Consider the following 23,363-nt stretch of genomic DNA (forward strand, 5'->3'; position numbering starts at 1 on the left):
TTGTGACGAAAGGGTACAGCATGAACAAGGCGATTACCGACGGCGTGGTCTTTATGCCACCTGCGTTTTCTGCGGGCAATCTGGGGCAATGGTCTCAAGCCAACGGGGTTCCGGGATCGGACACCTATGCCAGCTTGGCCACCGCGGCCTTTGTTCCGGCGGATCAGGATTTTGGCGGCTGCCTCGAAATCCAGAAAACCGCGGGCACGCAAAAACTGCGTTACATGGGGCAGACACCGATTTTGGCGGGCTGCTATTTGCGTGTAACAGCACGGGTCAAAGCGATTGCGGGCTCCTTGCCAAGTGTTCGCATTGCCGGCTGGGCCGGTAACGCCAGCGGCAATGCCGTATCGGGCATCACAACATTCGGCGAAAGCGTTGCCTTGTCGACATATGGTGATGTCGTTGAGATCAGTGCGATTGTTGGCGTTGGGTCGCGTAGCGGTGTCGATATGGTCTGGGGCACGGAGGCTGTTTACGGCCACTTTGGCATTGATTTGACCGGTCAAAATGGTGGTGTTGTTCGGGTTGATGACATTGTCATCGAAGACGTCACCAACTTTTTCTTGCGCGATCTCATGAATTGGGTCGACGTGCGAGATTTTGGCGCGGTGGGCGACGGGGTTACCAATGACAGCGCGGCCTTTGTGGCGGCTGATGATGCGGCCGATGGTCGTCGCATTCTGGTGTCAAACGGGACATACCGTCTGAACAGTTCGATAACATTGGACAACCGCGTTCAATTTGAAGGCACGGTGACGATGCCGGATGATGCGATCCTGTCATTGACCAAGGATTTCAGTCTTCCGACCTATATTGATGCCTTTGGCGGCGATGAAGAGACCGCGTTCAAGAAGGCGCTGCAATCACTTCTGAACAACGCCGATCATGAAAGCCTTGATTTGGGCGGGCGCCGGGTGTCGGTCTATGGGCCGATTGATGTGCAGGCGGCAGTTCCCAACCGCACGACCTATGCGCAGCGCCGGGTGATCCGAAATGGTCAGTTGCGCGCCGAAAGTTCGTCAAACTGGAACCCAACAGTGGTGACCAGTCAGGCGCGTTATGCCGCCAACAACCCCTGGCGTTTGACCAATGTCACCAACATTGCCAACATTCAGGTTGGATCGCTTGTGGAGGCCAATGACGGTGTTGGTCGTGAAATCTATGTCAAGCAAGTCAATGTTGCGGCGCAGGAAATCACGCTATCCCAGCCGCTTTCGCGCGCTGAGGGCACGCAGAATTACACCTTCACACGTTTCAAATACATGTTGGACTTTACCGGTTTCGACCGCCTGAATGTTTTTGAACTGGAAGGGATTGAGTTCCAGTGTGGGGAAGCCGCCTCTGGTATGATTTTGCCACGACTTGGCACTGTCAACGTTGTTCGTAACTGTGTGTTCAACCGTCCGGGCAACCGTGGGATCACGTCGATTGGCGATGGCTGTCAGGGTATCTTGATCGATCACTGCCAGTTCATCAGCTATGAAGGGGGTGAAGTTCCGCAGGATCGTCACACCGTAGCGATCAATGCCAACGCCAATGACGTGAAAATTCGCAACTGCCGGGCGTCTCAGTTCCGTCATTTTGCGGTGATCAGCGGCACGCATACGATCATCACTGGCAACCACTTTTTCCAAGGCGGGGGGGCAGGCATCAATGCGCTGCGCACCGCGGGGATCGTCATTGCCGTGCGGGCGTGTAATGCGCAAATCAGCGGCAACTATATTGATAACTGCTTTATCGAATGGACCAATGAACGGGAACCAGAGCCCAACCATACTGGCGGGTTTGGCTTTGCGGGTCTGTCGATCACCAACAACGTGATGTTATGTTCAGAGGTCAGCCAATGGTTTAGCTCGATTGTCTGGAAGCCCTTCGGAACAGGCCATATTATCAATGGCTTGAACGTTAGTGGCAATACGTTCCGCTGTGTGGGTGGCACGATTTTCCGTGCTGAGCGGATTGATACCTCGGAAGGGGCCGTTCTCAAGGGCAGCATGAAGGCGATCTATTTCACCGGCAATACCTACCACAACATTGTGTCCGGTGCCGCGAATCCCTTGTTGATCAAACACTCGCAAAACACCGCAGAAGGCGTGTGGGAGATCGAAACGGACAATCGTTTGCCGTTTGAAGGCTACGCTAAGGAAGTTGAGAGCTTGGTCAGCCGGTCGCGCCCCCGCAACGAGGCGAATGTCACCCGGAACCACTTCCCATATGCGAATGTGGAACAGGGCGGTCAAAAGGATCGGATCCATGTCGTTTGGCCCGAACCCATGCAGGGTGATGTGACTGTGAACATCCGTATGGACAAATAAGCGCTGGCATACTTGTTGGTGCGGTCGGGCCCTTGCGGGGGCTCGGCCTTTTTGTGGTTATGTGCCGCGTGGTGGGGCGTTTGGTGCCAAGTCGTTTGCTGTCAGCTCAAAGGCTTTTCCAAACCCGCCATTTAGAAATCCACGCACAACGTTCAGGCGCAGGAACGAGAAATCGCCAAACCCGATATACAATTTTGCTTTTGGATAGAGCGACAGATAGTGGTCGCTGAGGGCGCTGTGTTCGGCTTGGCCATGTCTGATAAACCCTGCTCGCCCTTGCAGGCTTAGGCGGGGGTGGGTCAGAGGATCACCCTTGTCTCCGGGTTCGCCTAGCATCAAGGCGCAGGTCGGGTTGTGCTTGAGGGCTTGGGTGTGCGTGCTCAGGTCTGAGACCAAGGACAACGGCATGCCATCAAGACCCGGCACGGTGGCGATGCGCGTGACCATTGGCATCCCGTCTTGGCCGATAACGGCCAGCGCCCCAAAACGGGCAGTTTTGATCAAGTCGCGCGCGAGGTCACGGGCTTGGTCGTCGGTTGGGCGAATTGGGCTTGTCATGGTGCTGACAGTACTCCGCTTCGCCAAGGTCCGTCATCAGAATTCCGTCCAAAACCCGAGCTTTAACCCCATCGAGGTATCCCCGGTCAGGCCGTATGTTGCCCCCGTTTCCACTTTGACACGTTTGTTAAAGCGCTTGAGGATCGGAAAAACCAAAGAGGGGGCAATGCGGGCAAAGGCCGGATCGCCCTGTTGCACACCGGTTTGCAATTGCAAGATCAGCTTGCGGTCTTTGGCAAGGTTGCGCCCCCAGGTGATATCGACCTTGTAATCGGCCTCTAACGAATCAACGCTCATTTCCATGAAGCTATCGATGCCAATCCAGCCTTTTTTCAGGCCCCAGCCCAATGACAGACCGGGCCTGACGACTTTTTCGCCTGAGATTTGACCTAGCCCAAACTGGAGCGACGCCTTGGGGCCGGTGTCGCGGTTTCTAATCGGAAATTGGACAAAAGCGATGGCCTTGCCAGCGCCCGAGACAGAATTGCCAATGTCAAAACCCAAGGTAATTCTGTCGGTTAACCCATATTCGAAGTAGGCGGTGCGGTATTGATCAGTTGGATCTGTTGACGCCCAGTGTTCCAGATCTTGGGGCCAGCCTAGGCGGACGGACATGCTGAAAAAGCCGCTGCCTTGTTCACGCGGCCACGCGCCTGCCTGCACAAGGGATGCGCACATACAAAAAGCAACAATGGCAAAATAGCGGAGGAGCATGAAACCTTTCCTAATTTTGGTTAATTATTGCCTTCCTAATGGTTAAGGCGCGATTAAACGCCTCAGCCAAAGGGGCTGGTTTTTGTAATGCTGCAAGTGCAAAGTGTTTTAAACACCGTGGGGGTCCGTTTCATGCCTGGATATGTCATAACCATTGCCCAACAAAAGGGCGGCAGTGGCAAAACCACCCTCGCGGCGCATCTGGCATTGGGCTTTCGGGCGCAGGGCAAACGGGTCGCTTTGGTGGACTTGGACCCGCAAGGAAGTTTGGGCCGTTGGTACATGACCCGGATGGACCGGGACCAAGAGCTGTGCTCCGATCTCGACTTCACCACTTCGTCAGCCTGGGGCATTTCGCTGGAATGTCGCAAATTGGGGGCCGCCAACGATATTGTCATCATCGACACGCCGCCCAAAGCTGACAGCGATCTGCGACCAGCCCTGCGCGTCGCGGATTTGGTTGTGGTGCCGGTGGCGGCCAGTCACGTCGATCTGTGGGCCACCGAAGGGGTGCTTGACCTCGCCAATCGCGAAAACCGCGAAACCCTGTTGGTGATGAACCGCACGCGATCAGGCACACGCCTTGGGGCCGAGGTGGGCAAAGCCGCGCAAGAGCTTGGGGCGCGTATCGCTGAGACCGAGCTGGCCAATCGGGTCAGTTTTGCGGAAACGATGGGGCAGGGGCTTGGCGCGACCGAGACTGGCAAGTCTCCGGCACGCGACGAAGTGCTGAGCCTGACGGCAGAGGTGGCGCAGCTGCTGGCAACGCGCTAAAGGGTCTCTCAAAGGAGAGCCGACATGACCGATCTTGCCCAGCTCGCAGAGCTAATCCGCGCTGATTCCAGCACTCGGGGCCAGCCGGTTTCCAAGCTGGGCTATTTTTGTGCACCGTTTCGACCCGCCTCTGGGGCGTTTTCCGACAAGGTCATCAAGGTTTATCGCGGGCTGTCCGATGGCGGCGAATTGGATCGTTTGAAAACCTGCCATGACGATTACGTCCAAGCGATGTACGATTCTGGTGTCGGCCTGCCAGAGACAGATTTCCACCTGCTGGATATGGATGGCGCCCGTATTCCGGTGATTGTCCAGCAGGCGTTGCCGTCTGATAGCATGATGCGCCCATTGATGATCTCTGGTTCAGTGGATGAAACCTTGGAGATGATGGAAGCCGCTGGCGATGTGATCTCGACCTTTTGGCATTGGGCACAGACCTGCGAGAGCCGCATCGGCTTTCACCCTTCGATCCGCAATTTTGCCTATGTGGATGGAAAGGCCGTGTTCTTTGATACCTTCCCGCCGTTGATCCATTATTCGCGCGATGAGATGGGCAAGATGCTTTTGACCTTTTCCGACAAGCGGCTGATGCGTCTGGTTGGTCCGTTGTTCCAAAACAAAGTCACCGGTATTCAGGATGAATGGTATTCGCCGCCAGAAACCTTGGTGGGTTTGGTTGGCTCGGCCTGTCGTCTGCGCCCAGCCGATGCCGGTGCCTATCTGACATGGGGCCGCGATTTCGCGCAACGTCGGATGCAACCTTGGCTGGAAGAGGCGATGACGGGCCTGCAAGAACCGCCACGTTTGCCCGGTTATTGGACCGGCTTTCGCAAATTGCTCGGGCTTCAGGGCGAGCCAAACGTCTAAGCCATTTGGTTTTCCGTTTTAGCCTAACGGTTTATCCGCAGGCGAAACCACCAATGGCAAACCGTGTTCGATAAATTTCCGAGGCACAACCTTGCCATTAAAACTGTGGGTACAGCAGGGGCATTGGGGCTGAATGCGTTCAGAAGTGATCGTCGGATCAACGATGTTCAGAATGCCGCCTGCATCGACATACAGACCGCTGTAATAGCTGCTTTCGCCTAACCGAACGACATCGCGTCGGTCGTTGTCCTGTTCGGCCACGAGCCAGAAAATCGGCTCGGGTCGATCAAGGCGCGACACCGCTTCGGAAAAGACAGGGTCCCAGTCCTGTCCGACGCGAGACAGCAGAAATCGAAACAATGGGGTATAATCTAGCCCGTGACGTTGCCCTGAATGCATTGACGTTTGGCTACCGGATTTTGTGCCGCGCTCAAAAGAGGCGCGCATGCCGGACCCATGGTGTACCCCGTGGGTCCGGGTGTTAATCTTGCGATAAAGCGGGGATTTCTTCCCGCTTTTTGCGCGATTAGACAATCTTGATGCCGGCCTTTTCGATGTCGGCAAGGAAGCCCGCCAGACCTTTGTCGGTCAGAACATGGTTGGCCATCGCTTTGATCACGGCGGGTGGTGCTGTGGCAACATCAGCACCGATTTTGGCGCATTCGCTCATGTGGTTGGCGGTGCGGATCGACGCGGCCAGGATCTGGGTGTCGAAACCGTAGTTGTCATAAATGGTGCGGATGTCTTCGATCAGTTCCAGACCGTCGATGTTGATGTCATCCAAACGACCGATGAAAGGCGAGATGAACGTCGCGCCCGCTTTGGCCGCCAAAAGCGCCTGATTGGCCGAGAAGCACAGCGTGACGTTGACCATTTTGCCTTCGTCGCTCAGCACTTTACAGGCCTTTAGACCGTCCCATGTCAGCGGAACTTTGACAGCAATGTTTTCGGCGATATCGGCCAGTTTGCGGCCTTCTGCGATCATGGCGTCGGCGTCAAGCGCAACAACTTCGGCAGAGACCGGGCCTTCGACCATGCCGCAGATCTCTTTGGTCACTTCAAGAATGTCACGGCCGGATTTGGCAATCAGCGACGGGTTGGTGGTGACGCCGTCCACCATGCCCAAAGCATTCAGCTCGGCGATGGCGTCGACTTCGGCGGTGTCTACAAAGAATTTCATTGCGGTTGGCCCTCCAGGCGAAGCTTGGCAATTGATCGCGGGTGTCTTACCTCAGGAAGCGCGACTGAGGAAGCCTCATTGTCAGGTTTATGGTTGCGCTAACGGCCTAAAGACCATCCGAGGGCCATTTTGAGGGGCGAAATGCAGGGGTTCTTTGAAGAAAACGCGCTGGTGGCGGTGCAAACGACGCAACCGCTTGATCGGTTGCTGGACTACCGTGCGCCCGAAGGCGGTTGCCATCAGGGGGCGTTTGTCGAAGTGCCGCTAGGGCCGCGCAAGGTGATTGGCGTGGTTTGGGGCCCCGGACGCGGTGATTTTGACTATTCCAAGATTCGGCAGGTGATACGCGTTTTGGATGTCGCCCCAATGCGCGAGGAGATGCGGGCATTTTTGGAGCGGGCCGGGGCCTATACCCTGACCCCCATGAACGCGATGCTGCGGCTTGCAACCCGCGCGCCGGGCCTTGGTGATCCTCCGTCGATGCAAAAGATTTACCGATTGGGCGAGGGAGAGCCTCCGCGCATGACCGATGCGCGGCGTCGGGTGTTGGACACATGCCGCGAGGTGGGCGGCTTGTCGCTGACACTCAAGGAGTTGGCCGAGGCGGCGGGGGTGACAACATCGGTTGTCAAAGGTCTGGTGAAAAGCGGAGCGGTGCGCGAAGAGCAAACCCCGCGCGACACGGCCTTTGCAATGCTGGACCCGGATCACGGCGGCAAAGCGCTGACCGAAGATCAACAGGCCGCAGCGCAGGTTTTACAAAAGGGGCAAGCCTCACATGCCTATAACACGGTGCTTCTGAAAGGGGTGACCGGGTCGGGCAAAACCGAAGTGTATCTTGAGGCCGTGGCCGAGGCCTTGCGGCAGGGGCGGCAGGCCTTGGTCTTGCTTCCCGAGATTGCCCTGACGGCCGAGTTTCTGACCCGGATCGAAGCGCGCTTTGGGGCGAAACCGGCGGAATGGCACTCCGGGGTGACGATGACCGAACGCCGCCGGGTCTGGCGGATGATTGCGCAAGGGCAGGCCCAGGTGGTTGTGGGCGCGCGATCGGCATTATTTTTGCCGTTTCAGAGGCTTGGGCTTGTGGTGGTCGATGAGGAACACGACACCTCCTACAAGCAAGACGATGGGGTTTTGTACAATGCCCGCGATATGGCAGTGCTGCGTGCGTCAATTCTAGGGGCGCAGGTTGTTTTGGCTTCAGCGACACCATCGCTTGAAAGCTGGAACAACGCAGAAGCCGGGAAATATCAGCGGGTGATATTGGCGTCTCGCTATGGTCCGGCTGTCCTGCCTGAAATGCGCGCGATTGACATGCGCCGCGAGGATTTGCCGTCGAACCGCTGGATTTCACCAAGTCTCAAACATGCGGTCACCGCGCGCATGCAGCGGCAGGAGCAGTCGCTTTTGTTTATCAATCGGCGGGGGTATGCGCCGGTGACGCTGTGCCGGGCCTGTGGGCAGCAGATCGGCTGTGATGATTGTGATGCCCGCATGGTTGAACACCGGTTTCTGAAACGTTTGGTGTGTCATCAATGTGGTGAAAGCAAACCGATGCCCGAGACCTGCCCATCCTGCGGTGCCGAAGATCGGCTGGCACCCGTGGGGCCGGGTGTGGAGCGGTTGGCCGAGGAAGCTCAGGAGCTGTTTCCCGACGCGCGTATCGCGGTTTTGTCCTCGGATTTATATGGCACAGCACGCGAGCTAAAGGGGCAGATCGAGGCGATTGCCGCAGGGGCAGCGGATATTATCATAGGCACCCAATTGGTCGCCAAGGGGCACAATTTTCCCTTACTGACCTTGGTCGGGGTGATTGATGCCGATCTGGGCCTGCAAGGCTCAGACTTGCGTGCCGCAGAGCGGACGTTTCAATTGATGCGACAGGTTGCAGGGCGCGCTGGGCGGTCTGAAAAACCGGGACAAGCCTTGTTGCAGACTTTTCAGCCAGAGCATCCAGTGATCCGCGCGATTTTGGCCGGGGACGAGGAAGCGTTTTGGAAGGCTGAGCTGGATGAGCGCCGAAGCGCAACAATGCCGCCCTTTGGTCGGCTGGCTGGGGTGATCCTTTCGGGAGAGGATGCGGCGAAGGTGTTTGATTTGGGCAATCATCTGGCCCGTCATGATGCCCCACTGCGACGGGTTGGGGCGACGATTTATGGCCCGGCCCCGGCGCCAATCGCACGGGTTCGAGGCCGTCACCGCGTGCGCTTGTTGATCAAAGCGCCAAAAGACGTGATGCTGCAACGCGCCTTGGCGGAATGGGCGGGGCAAGTGCAGCTCAAAGGTGATTTACGCATGTCGATTGACATCGACCCGCAAAGCTTTTTCTGACGCAACGTTTCACAGCAGGTGCGGAGGCCGGTCCGCCCCCTATATTTTGCGTTCAGGCCACGCAGGCCTTGGGGGCAAGCCCCCAAACCCGGTCAGAGCTCGGGGCTATTTGGGCGCGAAGGCCACAAAGGGCGGACAAATGGATAGGGTGCCTTGTTTGTCGCATCAAGCGGCTCTACATCAGCGGCATGAGACGTTGGATCCCATTTCTGAAAAATCACCCGAAGGTTGCAGTCGTGCGCCTTCAGGGGGCAATTGGCGCATCAGGCCGTGGAAGCCTGAGCGACCGTTCCGTGGCAAACCTTTTGGAAAAAGCGTTCAAAGGCAAACCCGACGCGGTGGCGCTTGAGATCAATTCGCCTGGTGGCTCACCGGTGCAAAGCGCGCTGATCGGGGCGCGCATTCGCCGGTTGGCGGATGAACATGAGGTTCCGGTTTATGCCTTTGTCGAAGACGTCGCGGCGTCGGGCGGCTATTGGCTTGCCTCGGCAGCCGATGAGATTATCGCGGACAGCTGTTCTATTCTAGGCTCGATCGGGGTGATTTCAGCGGGCTTTGGCGCGCATGTTTTCCTGCAACGGCAAGGGATTGAGCGGCGTGTGCATACGGCGGGCAAGTCCAAAAGCATGCTGGACCCGTTTAAACCTGAGAATGAAGAAGATGTGGAGCGTCTGAACCGGTTGCTTGGCCAGTTGCACGAGCAATTCATCGCTCAGGTGCGCGATCGCCGGGGTGAGAAACTGACCGACAATCCTGATTTATTCACCGGGGAGGTCTGGATCGGCCAATCTGCGGTGGACGAAGGTCTGGCAGATGGGGTCGGACATCTGGTGCCCACAATGAAAGACCGCTTTGGCGATAAGGTGCAGTTCCGCAGGTTGGAACAGAAAAAGCCGCTCTTGCCGCGTCTTGGCATCCAAGCGATGCAGGGTGCGATAACCGAGGTTGAGGAACGAGCGCTGTTTGCGCGGTTTGGGCTCTGACGTGCTGGTCAAGATTGTTTCAATCTTTTTGGTGTTTATCGCTGTGTTAGCCATGTTTGGTCGCCTGCGATTTCCCGGCCAAGCCCGGCTGAAGTCGGCAAAATGCCCCCGCTGTGGGCGCTTTAAGATTGGCCGTGGTCCGTGTGACTGCGGCAAGGGAAAGGGCTGAGATGGTCTTTGTCTTTGCGGTTCTGGGGTTGCTGATCCTCTTGTTGGCTGGCGACGCTTTGGTCAAAGGTGCGGTGAACCTGAGCCTGCGTATTGGTATTCCGGCGCTGATCGTCAGCTTGACGATTGTCGCCTTTGGCACCTCTGCGCCTGAGCTTTTGATTTCCGTCCAGGCGGCGCTCGAAGGGGTGCCGGGCATTGCGCTTGGCAATGTTGTTGGTTCCAACACGGCGAATGTGTTGCTGGTCCTTGGTGTGCCTGCGTTGTTTGCGGTGATGCACACCAGCCAATGCGACACGCGCAAAAGCTTTTTCTTGATGATGGCGTCGACGGTTCTGTTTATTGCCCTGGCGTTTCGCGGGATATTTGACTGGATCGCCGGGTTGGTTTTGCTGACCGTTTTGACGCTTGTCCTAGGGGATGCCATTCGCGATGCGTTGAAACATCGCCGCGATGGTATCTGCGATGAGGACCTGGAAGAGCCTGAAGGCGCCGACCCCGAGATGCGGTGGTGGAAGATTTGCCTGTTTTTGGCGCTGGGCCTGATTGGTCTGCCGCTGGGGGCCGATCTTTTGGTGGATAGCGCAACCGAAATCGCTGAGATGTTTGGTGTTCCTGACACGGTGATTGGTCTGACGCTGGTGGCGTTGGGCACGTCTTTGCCCGAATTGGCGACCACTGTGATGGCGGCCATTCGCAAACAGGCTGATGTGGCGATAGGCAATGTCATTGGCTCGAATATGTTCAACCTTCTGGCGGTTGTCGGTGTGGCGTCGATCATTGAACCCATGCCGGTTGCGCGCAATTTCGTTGAATTTGACCTGTGGGTCATGCTGGCTGCGTCGCTTTTGTTGGTGCCTTTTGTGGTGTTCAAACACGACATCGGCCGCAAATGGGGGATTGCACTGACCCTTGGCTACATTGTCTACATTCAGATTGTACTGACCTGAGGAGACAGGCATGCGTGCTTTGGTGACGGGGGCGGGCCGGCGATTGGGACGCGCCATGGCCCTGTATTTGGCGCAGCGCGGCTATAGCGTTGTGGTCCATTATGCCGGGTCCAAAGCCGAGGCGCATGACACCGTTGCAGAAATTCGCGCGCTTGGGGTGAAGGCGGAGGCATTGCAGGCGGATTTGCTCCAAGAGTCGCAGATGCGAGACCTTGTCACGCGCGCCAGTGCCGCCTTGGACGGCCCACTCAGCGTTTTGATCAACAACGCGTCGGTCTTTGAGTATGACAACATCCGCACGGCAGATCGCAGCAGTTGGGATCGGCATATGGAGAGCAATCTGCGCGCTCCGTTTGTATTGACGCAAATGTTTGAGCAACAAATTCCAGAACCGGTTCTGGATGATAGGGGGGAGCCAATCGCTCAGGGGCTCGTGGTTAACATGCTGGACCAAAGGGTTCGCAAACTGACCCCCGAATTCATGAGCTACACGCTTGCAAAAATGGGGCTGTGGGCGTTGACTCAGACGTCGGCCCAAGCGCTAGCCCCGCGTGTCAGAGTGAATGCAATCGGGCCGGGACCGACGTTGCAGGGCGCACGACAAAACGCCGAGCAATTCGCGCAGCAGCGGGCAAATACGGTGCTTGGCCGTGGCTCTAACCCGTCTGATATCACAGCGACTTTGGGCTATTTCTTGGACGCACCCGGTGTAACTGGGCAGCTGATATGCGCCGATGGCGGACAGCATCTGGGCTGGCAGACGCCGGACATTTTGGGTGTTGAATGACATGGCTGGAATGCAAGTTTTGCACTGGTCACACAGGCGTTACGAAAGCGTTACAATTTTCTTAATGTAGTCAATGACTTGACGGGCGTAAAGAATTTAATCAAGTGTTATCAAAGCCTTATCAAAGTGATTAAAAAATAGGCACACGCTAAAATAACCCAAAAAACAAGGGAAATTTCCGCATACACAGATTTTGCCTACAGAGTTATCCACAGAAACGGTGGATGTAATACAGCTTGAATCAAAGCGCTTTGCATTGCAGCCAATAGGTGGAATCATTCACCTTTGATACCTACGGCCATGCCTTGGACAAAAACGGGAAAAACATGCAGCTCGGACATGAGATTATCCATGACTATCTAAAGACACTCGATAGCTCGCCTGGGGTGTATCGCATGTTGGATGAGCAGTCTCGGGTTTTATATGTGGGCAAGGCGCGGAACCTGCGGGCGCGGGTGTCGAGCTACGCGCGGCCAACGGGGCATTCACATCGCATCGAGCGCATGATCGCGGCCACCAAATCGATGATGTTCCTGACCACTCGGACCGAAACCGAAGCGCTGTTGCTTGAACAAAACCTGATCAAGCAGCTCAAGCCAAAATATAACGTGTTGCTGCGTGACGACAAAAGCTTTCCCAATATTGTCGTGACGGATCATGAGTTTCCCATGATCAAAAAGCATCGCGGTGCCAAAAAGGATGCCGGCCAGTATTTTGGGCCGTTTGCCAGTGCGGGGGCGGTGAACCGGACGCTTGCTCAGTTACAACGCGGGTTTCAGCTGCGCAACTGTACGGATGCGATGTATGCCACACGCACCCGACCCTGTTTGCAATATCAGATCAAACGTTGCACGGCGCCATGCGTCGGCAAGATTTCTGCCAAGGAATATGGGGACAATGTGCAAGACGCAGCGCGCTTTTTGCAAGGCAAGTCGACCCAGATTCAGGAAACGCTGGCGACGCAGATGCAAGAGGCCTCGGATGCCATGGAGTTCGAACGCGCAGCCGCATTGCGTGACCGGATCAAGGCCCTGACACAGGTGCAAACGGCGCAGGGGATCAATCCGCGAACGGTGCCCGAGGCCGATGTGATTGCCCTGCATCTGGAGAACGGGCAGGCCTGTGTGCAGGTGTTTTTCATCCGGGCCAATCAGAACTGGGGCAACAAGGATTATTACCCACGGGTGGGCGAAGACGTCGATGCGGCGGAGGTTCTCGAAGCATTTATGGGCCAGTTTTACGATCAAAAGGAACCGGCGCGGTTGATCCTTTTGAACCACGGCATCGAGAATGATGATCTGATGCAGCAGGCGCTGAGTGACAAGCTTGGGCGCAAAGTGGAAATTGCGGTGCCAATGCGCGGCGAGAAGGCCGAACTTGTCGATGGGGCGGCGCGAAATGCCCGCGAAAGCTTGGCGCGAAAAATGTCGGAAACCGCGACGCAGGCGAAACTGTTGCGGGGCCTGGCCGAGGCCTTTGGGCTGGATGGCCCGCCACAGCGGATCGAGGTGTACGATAACAGCCATATTCAGGGCACCAATGCCGTGGGGGGCATGATTGTTGCGGGGCCCGATGGGTTTATGAAAAACCAGTACCGCAAGTTTAATATCAAAGGCGAGGATCTGGTGCCGGGGGATGACTTTGGCATGATGAAAGAAGTGTTGACCCGACGATTTACAAGGCTTTTGAAGGAAGACCCGGACCGCAGCAAAGGGCTTTGGCCGGATTTGTTGCTGATTGATGGCGGGGCCGGACAGGTGTCTGCGGTGGCTGAGATTCAGCGCGCGTTCAGTGTCGAGGATGTGCCGATGGTGGGGGTCGCCAAGGGGGTGGATCGCGATCACGGCAAAGAGGAGTTTCACCGGGTTGGCACCCGCCCGTTTGCGCTCCGCCACAATGACCCGATCCTATATTTCGTTCAACGGATGCGTGATGAAGCTCACCGGTTTGCCATCGGGACACACCGAGCGAAACGAGCAAAATCCCAGATGGCCAACCCGTTGGATGATGTGCCTGGCGTAGGGGCCGCGCGCAAACGTGCGTTGCTGGCGCATTTTGGATCAGCAAAGGCGGTGACGCGGGCGAATCTCGCGGATTTGAAGGCCGTGGATGGGGTGAGCGAAGCGCTTGCGGAAAAGATCTACGACTATTTCCATGAAAAGGGGTAGGCGCTGGTACATGGGGTGCCTGCGGCACGCGTGATGTCTCGTCCTGCGGCCTTTTGGCCTTGTCCTCGTCCCAAGGGGCAAGGTGACGGCACTAGGTCACCGGGAGCAGTTGCGAGAGCGTTTTGCGGACCGCGTCAGGGATTGGCCTTGGAGACGCCGTGCTGTTGTCGACGAGGACCTGGGCAAAGAAGCCTTCGGCCGCGGCCTGTGCGCTGTCACCACGAAACAGGCCAATTTCGACGCGATATGAGCTTGTGCCGAGATGGGCGAGGCGCAAACCAGCGGTTAATGCATCTGGAAAGCCGATTTCAGCGTGGTATTTGCAGCCGGATTCGACAACGAGAAAGCGCAAGGCCTGTGGGCCACGGATGTCGAGACCGTTTTGCATCTGCCAGAGGCTAAGCGCGGTATCAAACAACGACAAATAGGTCGCGTTGTTCATGTGGCCGTATTCGTCGTTATCCGCCCAGCGGGTTTGTAGCGATACAAATGCGCGAAAGGATTCGCGGTTCGCCGCTGCTGGGCGTTTCATCCGCGGCGCAGCATTGTGAAGGCGGTCGACGCGCCCCAACCGGCGATGATGGCGATGGCCAAGGACATCAACCCATAGATAAGTGGTTGTTGGCGTGACAGGCTGAACAACCAACGTTCCAAGCCAACTTTGCGCACCTCTATTTCAGTTTCATAGACTGAAATGACTTTCCGATCGCGTGTCAGGAACACGCGGGTTTTATAGGCACCTTCGGTGAGGTTTGCCGGCATGGCAATTGAGGTGTCGAACAGCGTTTGTTCGCGCAGGTTTACTTCGAAATCGCGCTGCTGGAACTTGTTCTCCGAGGTACGGATACGCGTCAAGGCTTCGGTAAAGCGTTGCGGATCTGGGGCCGAGACATCGACGGCGCGGATCGCGCGTTCAACCGAGATTTTATAGCGCAAATCTTCGGTGTCGGAGATAACCGTTGGCCATTCATGCGAGGTGGCAACGGCGTAGAAGCTTGGCGCGCTGTCGATTTCAACGGCTTCGGTATTGATCCAAATGCCAAAGCGGCGATCCTTTTTGCGGACCGTCACAGGTTGGGAGGGGCCCGCAACGGTGATGATCACATGCAAAGGATCTTTGGGAATTTCGGTTTCGCGTTTGACCGCACCATAGATCAGGATTTCGGAGCCATTGAAATCGGCAGAAATCGCGATTTGGTCTTTGCTAAGGCCAAGGACCACTTCTTCGGCCAATAGCGGGCTGGCGAGCAGGATGAGGAGTGCAGCTAGAATGCGCATCAATGGCCCCCTGCCGCGCCAAGGCTAAACAGCTCGGTTGGCATGACCAACAGGTCAAACCCCAGTTTGCCGCAGACGCCCAAAACCATCAGCGCCAGCAAGATGCGGAGCTGTTCGGCCTTGAGCTTGGCACCAATCACAGCACCGAATTGGGCACCGATGACCCCACCGACCAGCAAGAGAACCGCCAAAACGATATCGACTGTAAAGTTGGTGGTGGCGTGCAAAAGGGTCGTGAAGGCGGTGACGAAAATGATCTGGAAAAGCGATGTGCCGACAACAACTTTGGTTGGCATGCCAAGCAGGTAGATCATCGCAGGCACCATGATAAAGCCGCCACCAACACCCATGATCGCAGCCAGAATACCGACGCAGACGCCAACAATCAGTGGCGGGATGACGGAGATATAAAGCCCGGAAGTGCGGAACCGCATTTTGAGCGGAAGGCCATGAATCCAGTTATGTTTCTTGCGCTTGGGGGCCACGCCCGCCTTGGTTTTGCGAATGGCGTTCAAGCTTTCGATGAACATCAACCCGCCGATGATGCCAAGGAAAACCACATAGCAAAGCTTGACCAACAAATCGACCTGGCCGACGCTTTTGAGGTAGTTGAAGACCACAACACCCAGTGCTGCCCCGGCGAGACCGCCAATGAGCAGCACCGTGCCCATTCGGAGGTCCACCGTCTTTCGCCTGAAATGCGCCAGAACGCCGGAGAAGGATGAGGCGACGATTTGGTTGGCTTCTGTGGCAACGGCGACCGCGGGTGGAATGCCGATAAAGAACAAAAGCGGTGTCATCAAAAACCCGCCTCCGACGCCGAACATGCCCGAGAGTACACCCACGAGCCCGCCCAACCCCAAAAGGAGGAACGCATTGACCGATACTTCGGCGATAGGAAGGTAGACCTGCATAGTCTTTCCTAGCGCCTTAGGCCGCTTTTATGCAAGTGCAGCGACGCGTGTTTGGCGTTGGACTTACAAAACGGCCACAACTGGATAGGACAATCGGCACCAAGAATGAGACCCACACAGGGTTTGCTTGGTTTTTATGCACGGACACAGCCCCTGACCGATGCCCAGACATCCGCCCAGACATCCGCCCTGACCAGACGCCGAGACCGACATCGAGATCAAAGCGGATACTGGCGTTCTGGCGTCAGGGGCTTCTGTTGCTTTCCGTCTTCTGTTTCGCGGTGTGGTTACCGCTCTTTTACATAGGGTTCGCCGCCCGCACGGGGGGGGATGGCTTTGCCGACAAACCCAGCGAGGATGACCACAGTGAGGATGTAGGGCAGAGCTTCCATCATTTGTACAGGGATCACAACGCCGCCAAGATCAATGTTCTGGAAACGCAGTGCCACCGCTTGCAGGAAGCCAAACAGCAAACAGGCCATCAACGCGTACCACGGGCGCCATTTTGCAAAGATCAGTGCCGCCAGAGCGATATAGCCGCGTCCCGCGGTCATTTCTTTTACAAAACCCGCTTGGAGCGATGTCGCGAGGTAAGCCCCTGCAATACCACATAGAACCCCGCAAATGCCGACGGCGGCAAAGCGTAGTCCGATGACCGAAACACCGGCGGTGTCGACCGCATCGGGGGCCTCACCCACCGCGCGCAGGCGCAGGCCGAAGCGGGTGCGAAACAGCACCCACCATGTCAGCGGCACCATGGCAAAGGCGATATAGGCCAGCGCAGAGTTGCCCGAGATCAGGTCCGAATAGACTGGGCCAAGCAAAGGAACATCACGCAAGGCATCGGCAAAGGGCAGGGTGATTTCTTGGAAGCGCTGTTCTTCTGGGATCGTGGGGGTGCGCCCGCCTTGTTTGAACCAGCTTTGTGCGATCAAAACCGTAAGGCCTGAGGCAAGAAAGTTCAAAGCCACACCGGAAATCAGCTGATTGCCGCGAAAGGTGATCGAAGCAAGGCCATGGATCGCCGAAAGCGCCAGTGACGCCGCGATGCCCGCCAAAAGACCAAGCCAGACAGAGCCGGTGGTGTAGGCAATGGCCGCCGAGAAAAAGGCCGAGATCAGCATCTTGCCCTCAAGTCCGATATCAAAAATCCCGGCGCGCTCGCTAAACAGGCCGGCCAGACAGGCCAAAAGCAACGGGGTTGAGAGGCGGATGGAGCTGTCCAAGACCTGAACAATGGTATCAATATCCATCATGCGTCTCCCTTACGGATGCTCAGGAACAGTTTTTCGAGTGGCATGCGCACCATATTGTCGAGCGCTCCGGTGAACAGGATCACAAGGGCTTGAATCACGATGATCAGCTGTTGCGGAATGTTGGTCCAGAAGGCCAATTCCGAGCCGCCTTGATACATAAACCCAAACAGCAATGCAGCAAGCAGGATGCCAAACGGATGCGACCGCCCCATCAGCGCCACGGCAATGCCGATGAAACCTGCGCCTTCGGTGGCGTTTAGAACCAGACGCTCGGCCTCGCCCATAGTGGTGTTCAGCGCCATCATTCCGGCCAAGCCGCCAGAGATCAGCATCGACACGATGGTGATTTTGACCGGGGAAATGCCAGCATAGAGCGCGCCGGTTTCCGACAGCCCAAAGGCCCGAATTTCATACCCCAAGCGGGTGCGCCAGATCAGAACGTAGACCGCAACACAAGCGGCCAAAGCCACAAAGAAGGTCACATTCGCCGGAGCGTTGCGGAACATCACCGTGTCGGCGGTAGAGAACATGCTTTGGAAGGTCGGCAAAAACGTTGCTTCGGGGAACTTGGCTGTTGCCGGGTCCATCGAGCCCTGCGGGCGTAGCACGTTTACCAGAATGTAGTTCAGCAGCGAAAAGGCGATAAAGTTGAACATGATCGTGGTGATCACGATATGGCTGCCGCGTTTGGCTTGCAAATAGGCTGGGATATAGGCCCAAGCCGCACCAAACAAAGCCGAAATCGCCGCCGCGCCGAACAAAGCCAGCGTCCAATGCGGCCATGGCACATAGAGACAGATCAGCGCCACGCCGAGGCCGCCCATCATCGCCTGACCTTCGCCACCGATGTTGAACATACGGGCGTGAAACGCGACGGCAACCGCCAGCCCGGTAAAGATAAAGTTGGTCGCGTAGTAGAGCGTATAGCCGATCCCGCGTGAGGTGCTAAGCGCCTCTTTGACCATGATCATAAAGGCCTCAACCGGGTTCTCACCGATGGCAAGAATGACCAACGCCGAAATGGCTGCGGCCAGCAGGATTGAGATCAGGGGAACAAGGACCGCGTCGGCCCAGGCGGGCATCTTATCCATTGGCCAGCTCCTTGGTGTTTGTCACGCCGGCCATCAACAGGCCCAACTCGGTTTGATCGGTGTCTGAGGGGAGGCGTTCGCCCATGATTTGCCCGTCAAACATCACGGCAATCCGATCAGACAATGACATGATTTCATCAAGCTCAACCGAGACCAGCAAGATCGCCTTGCCCGCATCGCGCAGTCGTACAATCTGTTGGTGAATGAATTCGATCGCCCCAATATCGACGCCACGCGTGGGTTGGCCGATCAGGAGCAGATCTGGGTTACGCTCAATCTCGCGCGCCAAAACGATTTTCTGCTGGTTGCCGCCGGAAAAGTCTTTGGCATTAAGCCAGGGATGGGGCGGGCGAACGTCGAAACGATCCATTTTGGCTTGTGCCTCGGCCTTGATGGCTTTGTTATCCATCAAAAATCCGTTGCCGGTTTCGGGGCCACGATGATAGCCGAACACCGTGTTTTCCCACGCTGAATAATCAAGGATCAGGCCCTCGTGGTGGCGATCTTCGGGGACATGGCCGATGCCACGGGCGCGGCGCGATTGGCCGTCTGATTGTTTGCCCGTCAGGTCCAATTCTTCGCCATTCATGCGGATGTTGCCGGTGGCGTGGCCGTAACCGCCCAGCACCCGCATAAGTTCGGACTGTCCGTTGCCCGAAACACCAGCAATGCCAACAATTTCACCGGCGCGCACGTTCAGGGAAATTCCTTTGAGGCGCTCAACCCCAGCTTCATCAATATGGCGCAGGTTCTCCACTTCAAGCACCGCTTTGCCCGGCTTGGCGGGGACTTTGTCGACCCGAAGCAAGACCTTGCGGCCCACCATCAGTTCAGCGAGCTCTTCGGGGCTTGTGTCGGATGTCTTGACGGTCGCGGTCATTTCGCCGCGCCGCATCACCGATACGGTATCGGTGATTTCCATGATTTCGCGCAGTTTATGGGTGATCAGGATGATCGTCTTGCCTTCTTTGCGAAGGCCTTCGAGGATGCGGAACAGGTGATCGGCTTCGGCCGGGGTCAACACGCCGGTTGGTTCATCCAAGATCAGAATATCGGCTTCGCGATACAGTGCTTTGAGGATTTCAACCCGTTGTTGGTGACCCACGGAGAGGTCTTCGATCAAGGCTTCTGGATCAACCTGAAGCTCGTATTCTTCCGCCAGATGTTTGAGCACACCGCGCGCTTTGCGCAGGCTGGGTTGCAACATGCGGCCATCTTCGGCCCCAAGGATGACGTTTTCCAGCACGCTGAAATTCTGCACCAGCTTAAAGTGCTGAAACACCATGCCAATCCCGGCGGCAATCGCGGCCTGACTATCAGGAATTTCGGTCTCTTTGCCGTTGATGAAAATCTGGCCGCTGTCAGCTTTGTAAAAGCCATACAGGATCGACATCAGGGTAGATTTCCCCGCGCCGTTTTCACCGATAATCCCATGGATCGTGCCCGGCATCACCCGGATCGAGATATCTTTGTTGGCCTGCACAGGGCCAAAGGCTTTGGAAATGCCTTTGAGTTCGATGGCTGCGGTTTCGGTCATCCGTCCTCCACGAGAGCATGTCTTTGTTGTTGCCTGTCAGGCCGCCCGTCAGTCCGGTGGCCAGGGGCGTGGTTATTGCTCAAAGCATATTTGTTTTGCTTTGCGGCATCCGAGTCAAGGCCAAGCGCCCGGTTTGTCTCGGAATTCGTAACGAAATCTTAATCCGTTCTATTCGTGCCTCGAAAGGGCGCGGATCGGAAACAAAAAGGCCGCGCCAAATCAGGCGCGGCCTTCGTTAAAAGCCTAATCCGTTTGGATTAGAATTTCAGGACTGGGCAGCTGTCATCCGACGAATAGTCGTGCACTTTGAGCTCACCTGCGATGATCTGATCGCGGGCCGCATCAACGGCTGCTTTCATCTCATCGGACACCAAGGGGGCGTTGTGCTCATCCAGAGCGTAGCCAACACCTTCTTCGGCCAGACCGAAGACTTTGACGGTGCCGGTTTCGAGATCAGCACCCGCTGTCATCGAATCGAACACAGCCACGTCCACGCGCTTGAGCATGGAGGTCAGAACCTGACCGGGGTGCATGTGGTTTTGGTTGCTGTCAACGCCGACGGACAGGATGTTTTCCTTGGCAGCGGTTTGCAGAACACCAATGCCGGTGCCGCCTGCCGCTGCATAGATCACGTCTGCGCCTTGGCTGATCTGGGCGCGCGCCAGCTCAGAGCCTTTTACCGGGTCATTCCAAGCCGCCGGGGTGGTGCCGGTCATGTTGGAGACAACAGTCGCGTCAGGGTTGGCGGCCATAACACCTTGGGCATAGCCACAGGCGAATTTGCGGATCAATGGGATGTCCATGCCGCCGATAAAGCCAACGGTTTTCGACTTGGACGCCATACCGGCCATCATGCCAACAAGGTAAGAGCCTTCGTGCTCAGAGAAGAGGATCGACACAACGTTGCTGTGCTTGGCCGGGTCAACCCAGCCGTCGATTGTGACGAATTTGGTGTCAGGATAGTCCGCCGCAACCGCGTCGATAGACCCGGCGATGGCAAAGCCTGTGGTCACAACAGGGTTAAAGCCCGCTTCGGCGAAACGGCGCAGGGCCTGCTCACGCTGTGCTTCGGACTGGATTTCGATGTCTTTGTACGACCCGCCGGTTTCTTTTGCCCAACGCTCCGCGCCACCAAAGGCTGCTTCGTTAAAGGATTTGTCGAACTTGCCGCCAAGATCATAGATCAGCGCCGGATCAGCCAAAGCCGCGCCGGCAGTCAGCGCCATTGCAGCGGCTGTGCCGAGAATTGTTTTCATGAAAGTCATGTGTTGCTCCCAGGTGTGAACGGCGGACAGAGTCGCCGTTTCGTTTGTGATAGGCAATAAAGACGCAAGCCACGCGCAGCGGTCAACCGGAATCTTGGCAACAAAGGGGTTTAGGGGAAATTCCGCTAGGTCAGCGCCCATCGCATAACCACTGCGTCCTCCGCCGGGGCATTGATGCGGGAATAATAGCCCTTTCGGCGGCCAACCTCTTGGAAGTCAAAGCTTTTGTACAGGCCAAGCGCGGCGGTGTTGCCCGATGCGACCTCTAGAAAAACCGTATCTATGCCGCGCGTTGAAAAATTTGACCAAAGAGTCCGAAAAAGCCCCTGAGCAATGCCCTGGCGCCGGTGATCGGGCGACACCGCGATGGTTAAAATCTCGGCTTCGGGGGGGATGCAACTGGCCATGACAAAGCCATGGGGGGCGATGGCTGAGATGACATCGCGCCGTTTCAACAGTGCCGTGATTTCCGATTGTTCCCACGGGCGATCGGGAAAGCAGCGCGCATAGAGGGCTGTCATTCCTGCGGGTGTCATCGCCGGGGAGGTCACGCAGACGGGTCCGCCAGAATGACGGGCGGCGCGTTGCGCGACGGGGCGGCATCGGCCGGGCGCAAATAGAGCGGGGCCGGAGGTGTCAGGTTCGCATTGTGCATGTTGCACAGGGCTTGGCGTGCGATGGCTTCTGCCGGCGGATATTTGGCGGTCAAAACCCGGCCACCAGTGCGCTTGGCGATCTCATCTGCATGCACGCCAATCGCGGCGGCTTCTGCCTTGGGGTTTGGTAGCCTAAGCGTGTCCAAATCACAAAGTGCGGCGGCGCTTGCGCTATTGTCATTCAACGTTTGCACATAAAGCCGGTCGCGCGGGGCGGCGACACTACAGACAACCGGGCCGTCGACGCCAAGCGCCAAAGCCTGGAATTGTGACACGCCGATGGCTGGAATATCCAGCGCCAAAGCAAGACCACGGGCGGCCGATACCGAAATGCGGATGCCGGTGAAGTTTCCGGGGCCAATGCCAACGCCGATGGCGTCCAGGTTGGAAAAATCCACATTACCAGCGATCAGAACCTCTTGGATCAGGGGCATGATCCGCTCGGCCTGACCACGGGCCATGTCTTGGGTTTGCGAGGCGACAAGAATGTCACCGCGCAACAAAGCCGCCGTGCAACAGGGGCCGGAGGTATCGAAACCGAGGATCAGAGGCGCATGTGTCATGGCGTGTCTGTGCCGTGAGTAGGGCCAGAAGACAAGAGCGCGCCCCGCGCCGAAGCCTCGGATTTTGGCAAATCGTCGGTCAGATGTAACCAATCAAGCCGCGATCCGAAATGCGAATGGTGTTGGGGAAGGAGGAGTTCCGGCTGATCAAACAGGCCAACTGGGATGTAGATTTGGTCGGGCAGATAGTCAAAACGCGCCGCCAAGGGCGAACCGCACTCAGGGCAATTGGCCCGCGTGACACCCGTAAAACTGGATTTCCAGATCATCTGGGGAGTGACGTGAACCGCGCTCGGCGACATCGCTGCAAAGGCAGAGACCGGAGCGCCCGACCAACGTCGGCAGTCGCCACAATGACAATAGGCCACCGTCAAAGGTGGCCCATCGGCGTGAAACGAAGTTGTGCCGCAATAACAACGGCCTGACAGGGTGTCAGACGGCAACAGGGCGCACCTCTGTCACCTCGGGGATGTAGTGGCGCAGCAGGTTTTCGATGCCCATTTTCAGCGTCAATGTCGACGATGGGCAGCCCGCGCAGGCCCCCTGCATGTGCAGGTAAACAACGCCGCGATCAAAGCCGTGAAACGTGATGTCGCCGCCATCTTGGGCCACAGCAGGGCGCACGCGGCTGTCCAGTAGCTCTTTGATTTGACCGACAATTTCACCGTCTTCGCCGTCATGATCGGCATGACCGCCAGCCTGAGCAGCGCCGTCCGACATCACCGGCTGACCGCTTTGGAAATGTTCCATGATGCCGCCAAGGATCGACGGTTTCAGGTGATCCCAGTCAACATCATCACCTTTGGTCACGGTGACAAAATCATTGCCGAAAAATACGCCTGTCACACCATCAACGGCGAACAAACGCTGGGCCAAAGGAGAGCCGCTGGCCGCTTCCGCGCTTGGGAAATCGGCGGTACCCATGTCAAGCACAGTCAGGCCGGGCAGAAACTTGAGCGTGGCGGGGTTAGGTGTGGATTCGGTCTGGATGAACATCTTGGACGC

23 protein-coding genes are annotated in these 23,363 nt (G+C 56.9%); 8 read left to right on the forward strand and 15 right to left on the reverse strand.

Annotation, left to right across the window (positions count from 1 at the left end; genetic code table 11):
- The first annotated feature begins 20 nt into the window (after positions 1-20).
- The gene (locus ACRBB0_RS23515) at positions 21-2,318 is read left to right on the forward strand and encodes a glycosyl hydrolase family 28-related protein (protein ID WP_431376915.1); all 2,298 of its coding nucleotides are present in this window, start codon (positions 21-23) and stop codon (positions 2,316-2,318) included.
- Positions 2,319-2,375: 57 nt separating this feature from the next.
- Here ACRBB0_RS23515 and ACRBB0_RS23520 read toward each other — a convergent pair whose 3' ends face one another.
- Together ACRBB0_RS23520 and ACRBB0_RS23525 are read right to left on the reverse strand one after the other, a co-directional pair.
- The gene (locus ACRBB0_RS23520; RefSeq protein WP_431376916.1) at positions 2,376-2,876 is read right to left on the reverse strand and encodes a HugZ family protein; all 501 of its coding nucleotides are present in this window, start codon (positions 2,874-2,876) and stop codon (positions 2,376-2,378) included.
- Positions 2,877-2,912: 36 nt separating this feature from the next.
- Complete coding sequence (locus ACRBB0_RS23525) at positions 2,913-3,590, reverse strand: hypothetical protein (protein WP_431376917.1); 678 nt, start codon at positions 3,588-3,590, stop codon at positions 2,913-2,915.
- Between the two features lie 132 nt (positions 3,591-3,722).
- Here ACRBB0_RS23525 and parA point away from each other — a divergent pair, with 132 nt between their 5' ends.
- Both parA and ACRBB0_RS23535 read left to right on the forward strand, forming a co-directional pair.
- The gene (gene parA / locus ACRBB0_RS23530) at positions 3,723-4,364 is read left to right on the forward strand and encodes a ParA family partition ATPase (RefSeq protein WP_431376918.1); all 642 of its coding nucleotides are present in this window, start codon (positions 3,723-3,725) and stop codon (positions 4,362-4,364) included.
- Between the two features lie 24 nt (positions 4,365-4,388).
- Positions 4,389-5,231, forward strand: a complete 843-nt coding sequence (locus ACRBB0_RS23535) for a DUF6206 family protein (RefSeq protein WP_431376919.1) — start codon at positions 4,389-4,391, stop codon at positions 5,229-5,231.
- Positions 5,232-5,249: 18 nt separating this feature from the next.
- Here ACRBB0_RS23535 and ACRBB0_RS23540 read toward each other — a convergent pair whose 3' ends face one another.
- Positions 5,250-5,678 (reverse strand): hypothetical protein, encoded by a 429-nt coding sequence (locus tag ACRBB0_RS23540; protein ID WP_431376920.1) that lies wholly within the window; start codon positions 5,676-5,678, stop codon positions 5,250-5,252.
- A gap of 79 nt (positions 5,679-5,757) precedes the next feature.
- The gene (gene fsa / locus ACRBB0_RS23545) at positions 5,758-6,411 is read right to left on the reverse strand and encodes a fructose-6-phosphate aldolase (protein ID WP_431376921.1); all 654 of its coding nucleotides are present in this window, start codon (positions 6,409-6,411) and stop codon (positions 5,758-5,760) included.
- Between the two features lie 141 nt (positions 6,412-6,552).
- Here fsa and ACRBB0_RS23550 point away from each other — a divergent pair, with 141 nt between their 5' ends.
- The 5 genes from ACRBB0_RS23550 (at position 6,553) to uvrC (ending at position 13,798) form a co-directional block, all read left to right on the forward strand.
- Entirely contained in the window at positions 6,553-8,742 is a 2,190-nt protein-coding gene (locus ACRBB0_RS23550) for a primosomal protein N' (RefSeq protein ID WP_431376922.1), read from the forward strand.
- Between the two features lie 188 nt (positions 8,743-8,930).
- Positions 8,931-9,725, forward strand: a complete 795-nt coding sequence (locus ACRBB0_RS23555; protein ID WP_431376923.1) for a S49 family peptidase — start codon at positions 8,931-8,933, stop codon at positions 9,723-9,725.
- Positions 9,726-9,895: 170 nt separating this feature from the next.
- On the forward strand, positions 9,896-10,843 hold the full coding sequence (locus ACRBB0_RS23560) for a calcium/sodium antiporter (RefSeq protein ID WP_431376924.1): 948 nt from the start codon (positions 9,896-9,898) through the stop codon (positions 10,841-10,843).
- A gap of 10 nt (positions 10,844-10,853) precedes the next feature.
- The gene (locus ACRBB0_RS23565; protein ID WP_431376925.1) at positions 10,854-11,630 is read left to right on the forward strand and encodes an SDR family oxidoreductase; all 777 of its coding nucleotides are present in this window, start codon (positions 10,854-10,856) and stop codon (positions 11,628-11,630) included.
- Positions 11,631-11,956: 326 nt separating this feature from the next.
- On the forward strand, positions 11,957-13,798 hold the full coding sequence (gene uvrC, locus ACRBB0_RS23570; RefSeq protein WP_431376966.1) for an excinuclease ABC subunit UvrC: 1,842 nt from the start codon (positions 11,957-11,959) through the stop codon (positions 13,796-13,798).
- 91 nt (positions 13,799-13,889) lie between these two features.
- Here the strand turns inward: uvrC and ACRBB0_RS23575 are convergent, their stop codons facing one another.
- The 11 genes from ACRBB0_RS23575 to ACRBB0_RS23625 form a co-directional block, all read right to left on the reverse strand.
- The gene (locus tag ACRBB0_RS23575) at positions 13,890-14,330 is read right to left on the reverse strand and encodes an acyl-CoA thioesterase (RefSeq protein WP_431376926.1); all 441 of its coding nucleotides are present in this window, start codon (positions 14,328-14,330) and stop codon (positions 13,890-13,892) included.
- Positions 14,327-15,079, reverse strand: coding sequence for a TIGR02186 family protein (locus tag ACRBB0_RS23580; RefSeq protein WP_431376927.1), 753 nt, complete (start codon positions 15,077-15,079; stop codon positions 14,327-14,329). Before ACRBB0_RS23580 ends, ACRBB0_RS23575 begins: the two co-directional genes overlap by 4 nt.
- Complete coding sequence (locus tag ACRBB0_RS23585; protein WP_431376928.1) at positions 15,076-15,990, reverse strand: sulfite exporter TauE/SafE family protein; 915 nt, start codon at positions 15,988-15,990, stop codon at positions 15,076-15,078. The genes ACRBB0_RS23580 and ACRBB0_RS23585 overlap by 4 nt, the downstream gene beginning before the upstream one ends.
- Positions 15,991-16,277: 287 nt before the next feature.
- A complete protein-coding gene (locus ACRBB0_RS23590; RefSeq protein WP_431376967.1) occupies positions 16,278-17,243 on the reverse strand; it encodes an ABC transporter permease in 966 nt (321 codons plus the stop codon).
- Complete coding sequence (locus ACRBB0_RS23595) at positions 17,243-18,337, reverse strand: ABC transporter permease (RefSeq protein WP_431376929.1); 1,095 nt, start codon at positions 18,335-18,337, stop codon at positions 17,243-17,245. Before ACRBB0_RS23595 ends, ACRBB0_RS23590 begins: the two co-directional genes overlap by 1 nt.
- The gene (locus ACRBB0_RS23600) at positions 18,330-19,874 is read right to left on the reverse strand and encodes an ABC transporter ATP-binding protein (protein WP_431376930.1); all 1,545 of its coding nucleotides are present in this window, start codon (positions 19,872-19,874) and stop codon (positions 18,330-18,332) included. The genes ACRBB0_RS23595 and ACRBB0_RS23600 overlap by 8 nt, the downstream gene beginning before the upstream one ends.
- Positions 19,875-20,131: 257 nt before the next feature.
- A complete protein-coding gene (locus tag ACRBB0_RS23605; protein WP_431376931.1) occupies positions 20,132-21,139 on the reverse strand; it encodes a BMP family lipoprotein in 1,008 nt (335 codons plus the stop codon).
- 125 nt (positions 21,140-21,264) lie between these two features.
- The gene (locus tag ACRBB0_RS23610; protein ID WP_431376932.1) at positions 21,265-21,660 is read right to left on the reverse strand and encodes a GNAT family N-acetyltransferase; all 396 of its coding nucleotides are present in this window, start codon (positions 21,658-21,660) and stop codon (positions 21,265-21,267) included.
- Between the two features lie 26 nt (positions 21,661-21,686).
- Positions 21,687-22,358, reverse strand: coding sequence for a tRNA (adenosine(37)-N6)-threonylcarbamoyltransferase complex dimerization subunit type 1 TsaB (gene tsaB, locus ACRBB0_RS23615; protein ID WP_431376933.1), 672 nt, complete (start codon positions 22,356-22,358; stop codon positions 21,687-21,689).
- Positions 22,355-22,801 (reverse strand): GFA family protein, encoded by a 447-nt coding sequence (locus tag ACRBB0_RS23620; protein ID WP_431376934.1) that lies wholly within the window; start codon positions 22,799-22,801, stop codon positions 22,355-22,357. Before ACRBB0_RS23620 ends, tsaB begins: the two co-directional genes overlap by 4 nt.
- Positions 22,791-23,354: a NifU family protein gene (locus ACRBB0_RS23625; protein ID WP_431376935.1), complete on the reverse strand. Its 564-nt coding sequence runs from the start codon at positions 23,352-23,354 to the stop codon at positions 22,791-22,793. The genes ACRBB0_RS23620 and ACRBB0_RS23625 overlap by 11 nt, the downstream gene beginning before the upstream one ends.
- Positions 23,355-23,363 lie beyond the last annotated feature (9 nt).

Source organism: Pelagimonas sp., assembly GCF_050633425.1.
Lineage (GTDB): Bacteria > Pseudomonadota > Alphaproteobacteria > Rhodobacterales > Rhodobacteraceae > Pelagimonas.

What these genes read in the sequence shown, in the direction of transcription:
- ACRBB0_RS23515 (WP_431376915.1), top strand. Translation starts at nt 21, where the DNA reads ATGAACAAGGCGATTACCGACGGCGTGGTCTTTATGCCACCTGCGTTT.
- ACRBB0_RS23520 (WP_431376916.1), bottom strand. Translation starts at nt 2,876, where the DNA reads ATGACAAGCCCAATTCGCCCAACCGACGACCAAGCCCGTGACCTCGCG.
- ACRBB0_RS23525 (WP_431376917.1), bottom strand. Translation starts at nt 3,590, where the DNA reads ATGCTCCTCCGCTATTTTGCCATTGTTGCTTTTTGTATGTGCGCATCC.
- parA (WP_431376918.1), top strand. Translation starts at nt 3,723, where the DNA reads ATGCCTGGATATGTCATAACCATTGCCCAACAAAAGGGCGGCAGTGGC.
- ACRBB0_RS23535 (WP_431376919.1), top strand. Translation starts at nt 4,389, where the DNA reads ATGACCGATCTTGCCCAGCTCGCAGAGCTAATCCGCGCTGATTCCAGC.
- ACRBB0_RS23540 (WP_431376920.1), bottom strand. Translation starts at nt 5,678, where the DNA reads ATGCGCGCCTCTTTTGAGCGCGGCACAAAATCCGGTAGCCAAACGTCA.
- fsa (WP_431376921.1), bottom strand. Translation starts at nt 6,411, where the DNA reads ATGAAATTCTTTGTAGACACCGCCGAAGTCGACGCCATCGCCGAGCTG.
- ACRBB0_RS23550 (WP_431376922.1), top strand. Translation starts at nt 6,553, where the DNA reads ATGCAGGGGTTCTTTGAAGAAAACGCGCTGGTGGCGGTGCAAACGACG.
- ACRBB0_RS23555 (WP_431376923.1), top strand. Translation starts at nt 8,931, where the DNA reads ATGAGACGTTGGATCCCATTTCTGAAAAATCACCCGAAGGTTGCAGTC.
- ACRBB0_RS23560 (WP_431376924.1), top strand. Translation starts at nt 9,896, where the DNA reads ATGGTCTTTGTCTTTGCGGTTCTGGGGTTGCTGATCCTCTTGTTGGCT.
- ACRBB0_RS23565 (WP_431376925.1), top strand. Translation starts at nt 10,854, where the DNA reads ATGCGTGCTTTGGTGACGGGGGCGGGCCGGCGATTGGGACGCGCCATG.
- uvrC (WP_431376966.1), top strand. Translation starts at nt 11,957, where the DNA reads ATGCAGCTCGGACATGAGATTATCCATGACTATCTAAAGACACTCGAT.
- ACRBB0_RS23575 (WP_431376926.1), bottom strand. Translation starts at nt 14,330, where the DNA reads ATGAAACGCCCAGCAGCGGCGAACCGCGAATCCTTTCGCGCATTTGTA.
- ACRBB0_RS23585 (WP_431376928.1), bottom strand. Translation starts at nt 15,990, where the DNA reads ATGCAGGTCTACCTTCCTATCGCCGAAGTATCGGTCAATGCGTTCCTC.
- ACRBB0_RS23590 (WP_431376967.1), bottom strand. Translation starts at nt 17,243, where the DNA reads ATGGATATTGATACCATTGTTCAGGTCTTGGACAGCTCCATCCGCCTC.
- ACRBB0_RS23595 (WP_431376929.1), bottom strand. Translation starts at nt 18,337, where the DNA reads ATGGATAAGATGCCCGCCTGGGCCGACGCGGTCCTTGTTCCCCTGATC.
- ACRBB0_RS23600 (WP_431376930.1), bottom strand. Translation starts at nt 19,874, where the DNA reads ATGACCGAAACCGCAGCCATCGAACTCAAAGGCATTTCCAAAGCCTTT.
- ACRBB0_RS23605 (WP_431376931.1), bottom strand. Translation starts at nt 21,139, where the DNA reads ATGACTTTCATGAAAACAATTCTCGGCACAGCCGCTGCAATGGCGCTG.
- ACRBB0_RS23610 (WP_431376932.1), bottom strand. Translation starts at nt 21,660, where the DNA reads ATGACAGCCCTCTATGCGCGCTGCTTTCCCGATCGCCCGTGGGAACAA.
- tsaB (WP_431376933.1), bottom strand. Translation starts at nt 22,358, where the DNA reads ATGACACATGCGCCTCTGATCCTCGGTTTCGATACCTCCGGCCCCTGT.
- ACRBB0_RS23625 (WP_431376935.1), bottom strand. Translation starts at nt 23,354, where the DNA reads ATGTTCATCCAGACCGAATCCACACCTAACCCCGCCACGCTCAAGTTT.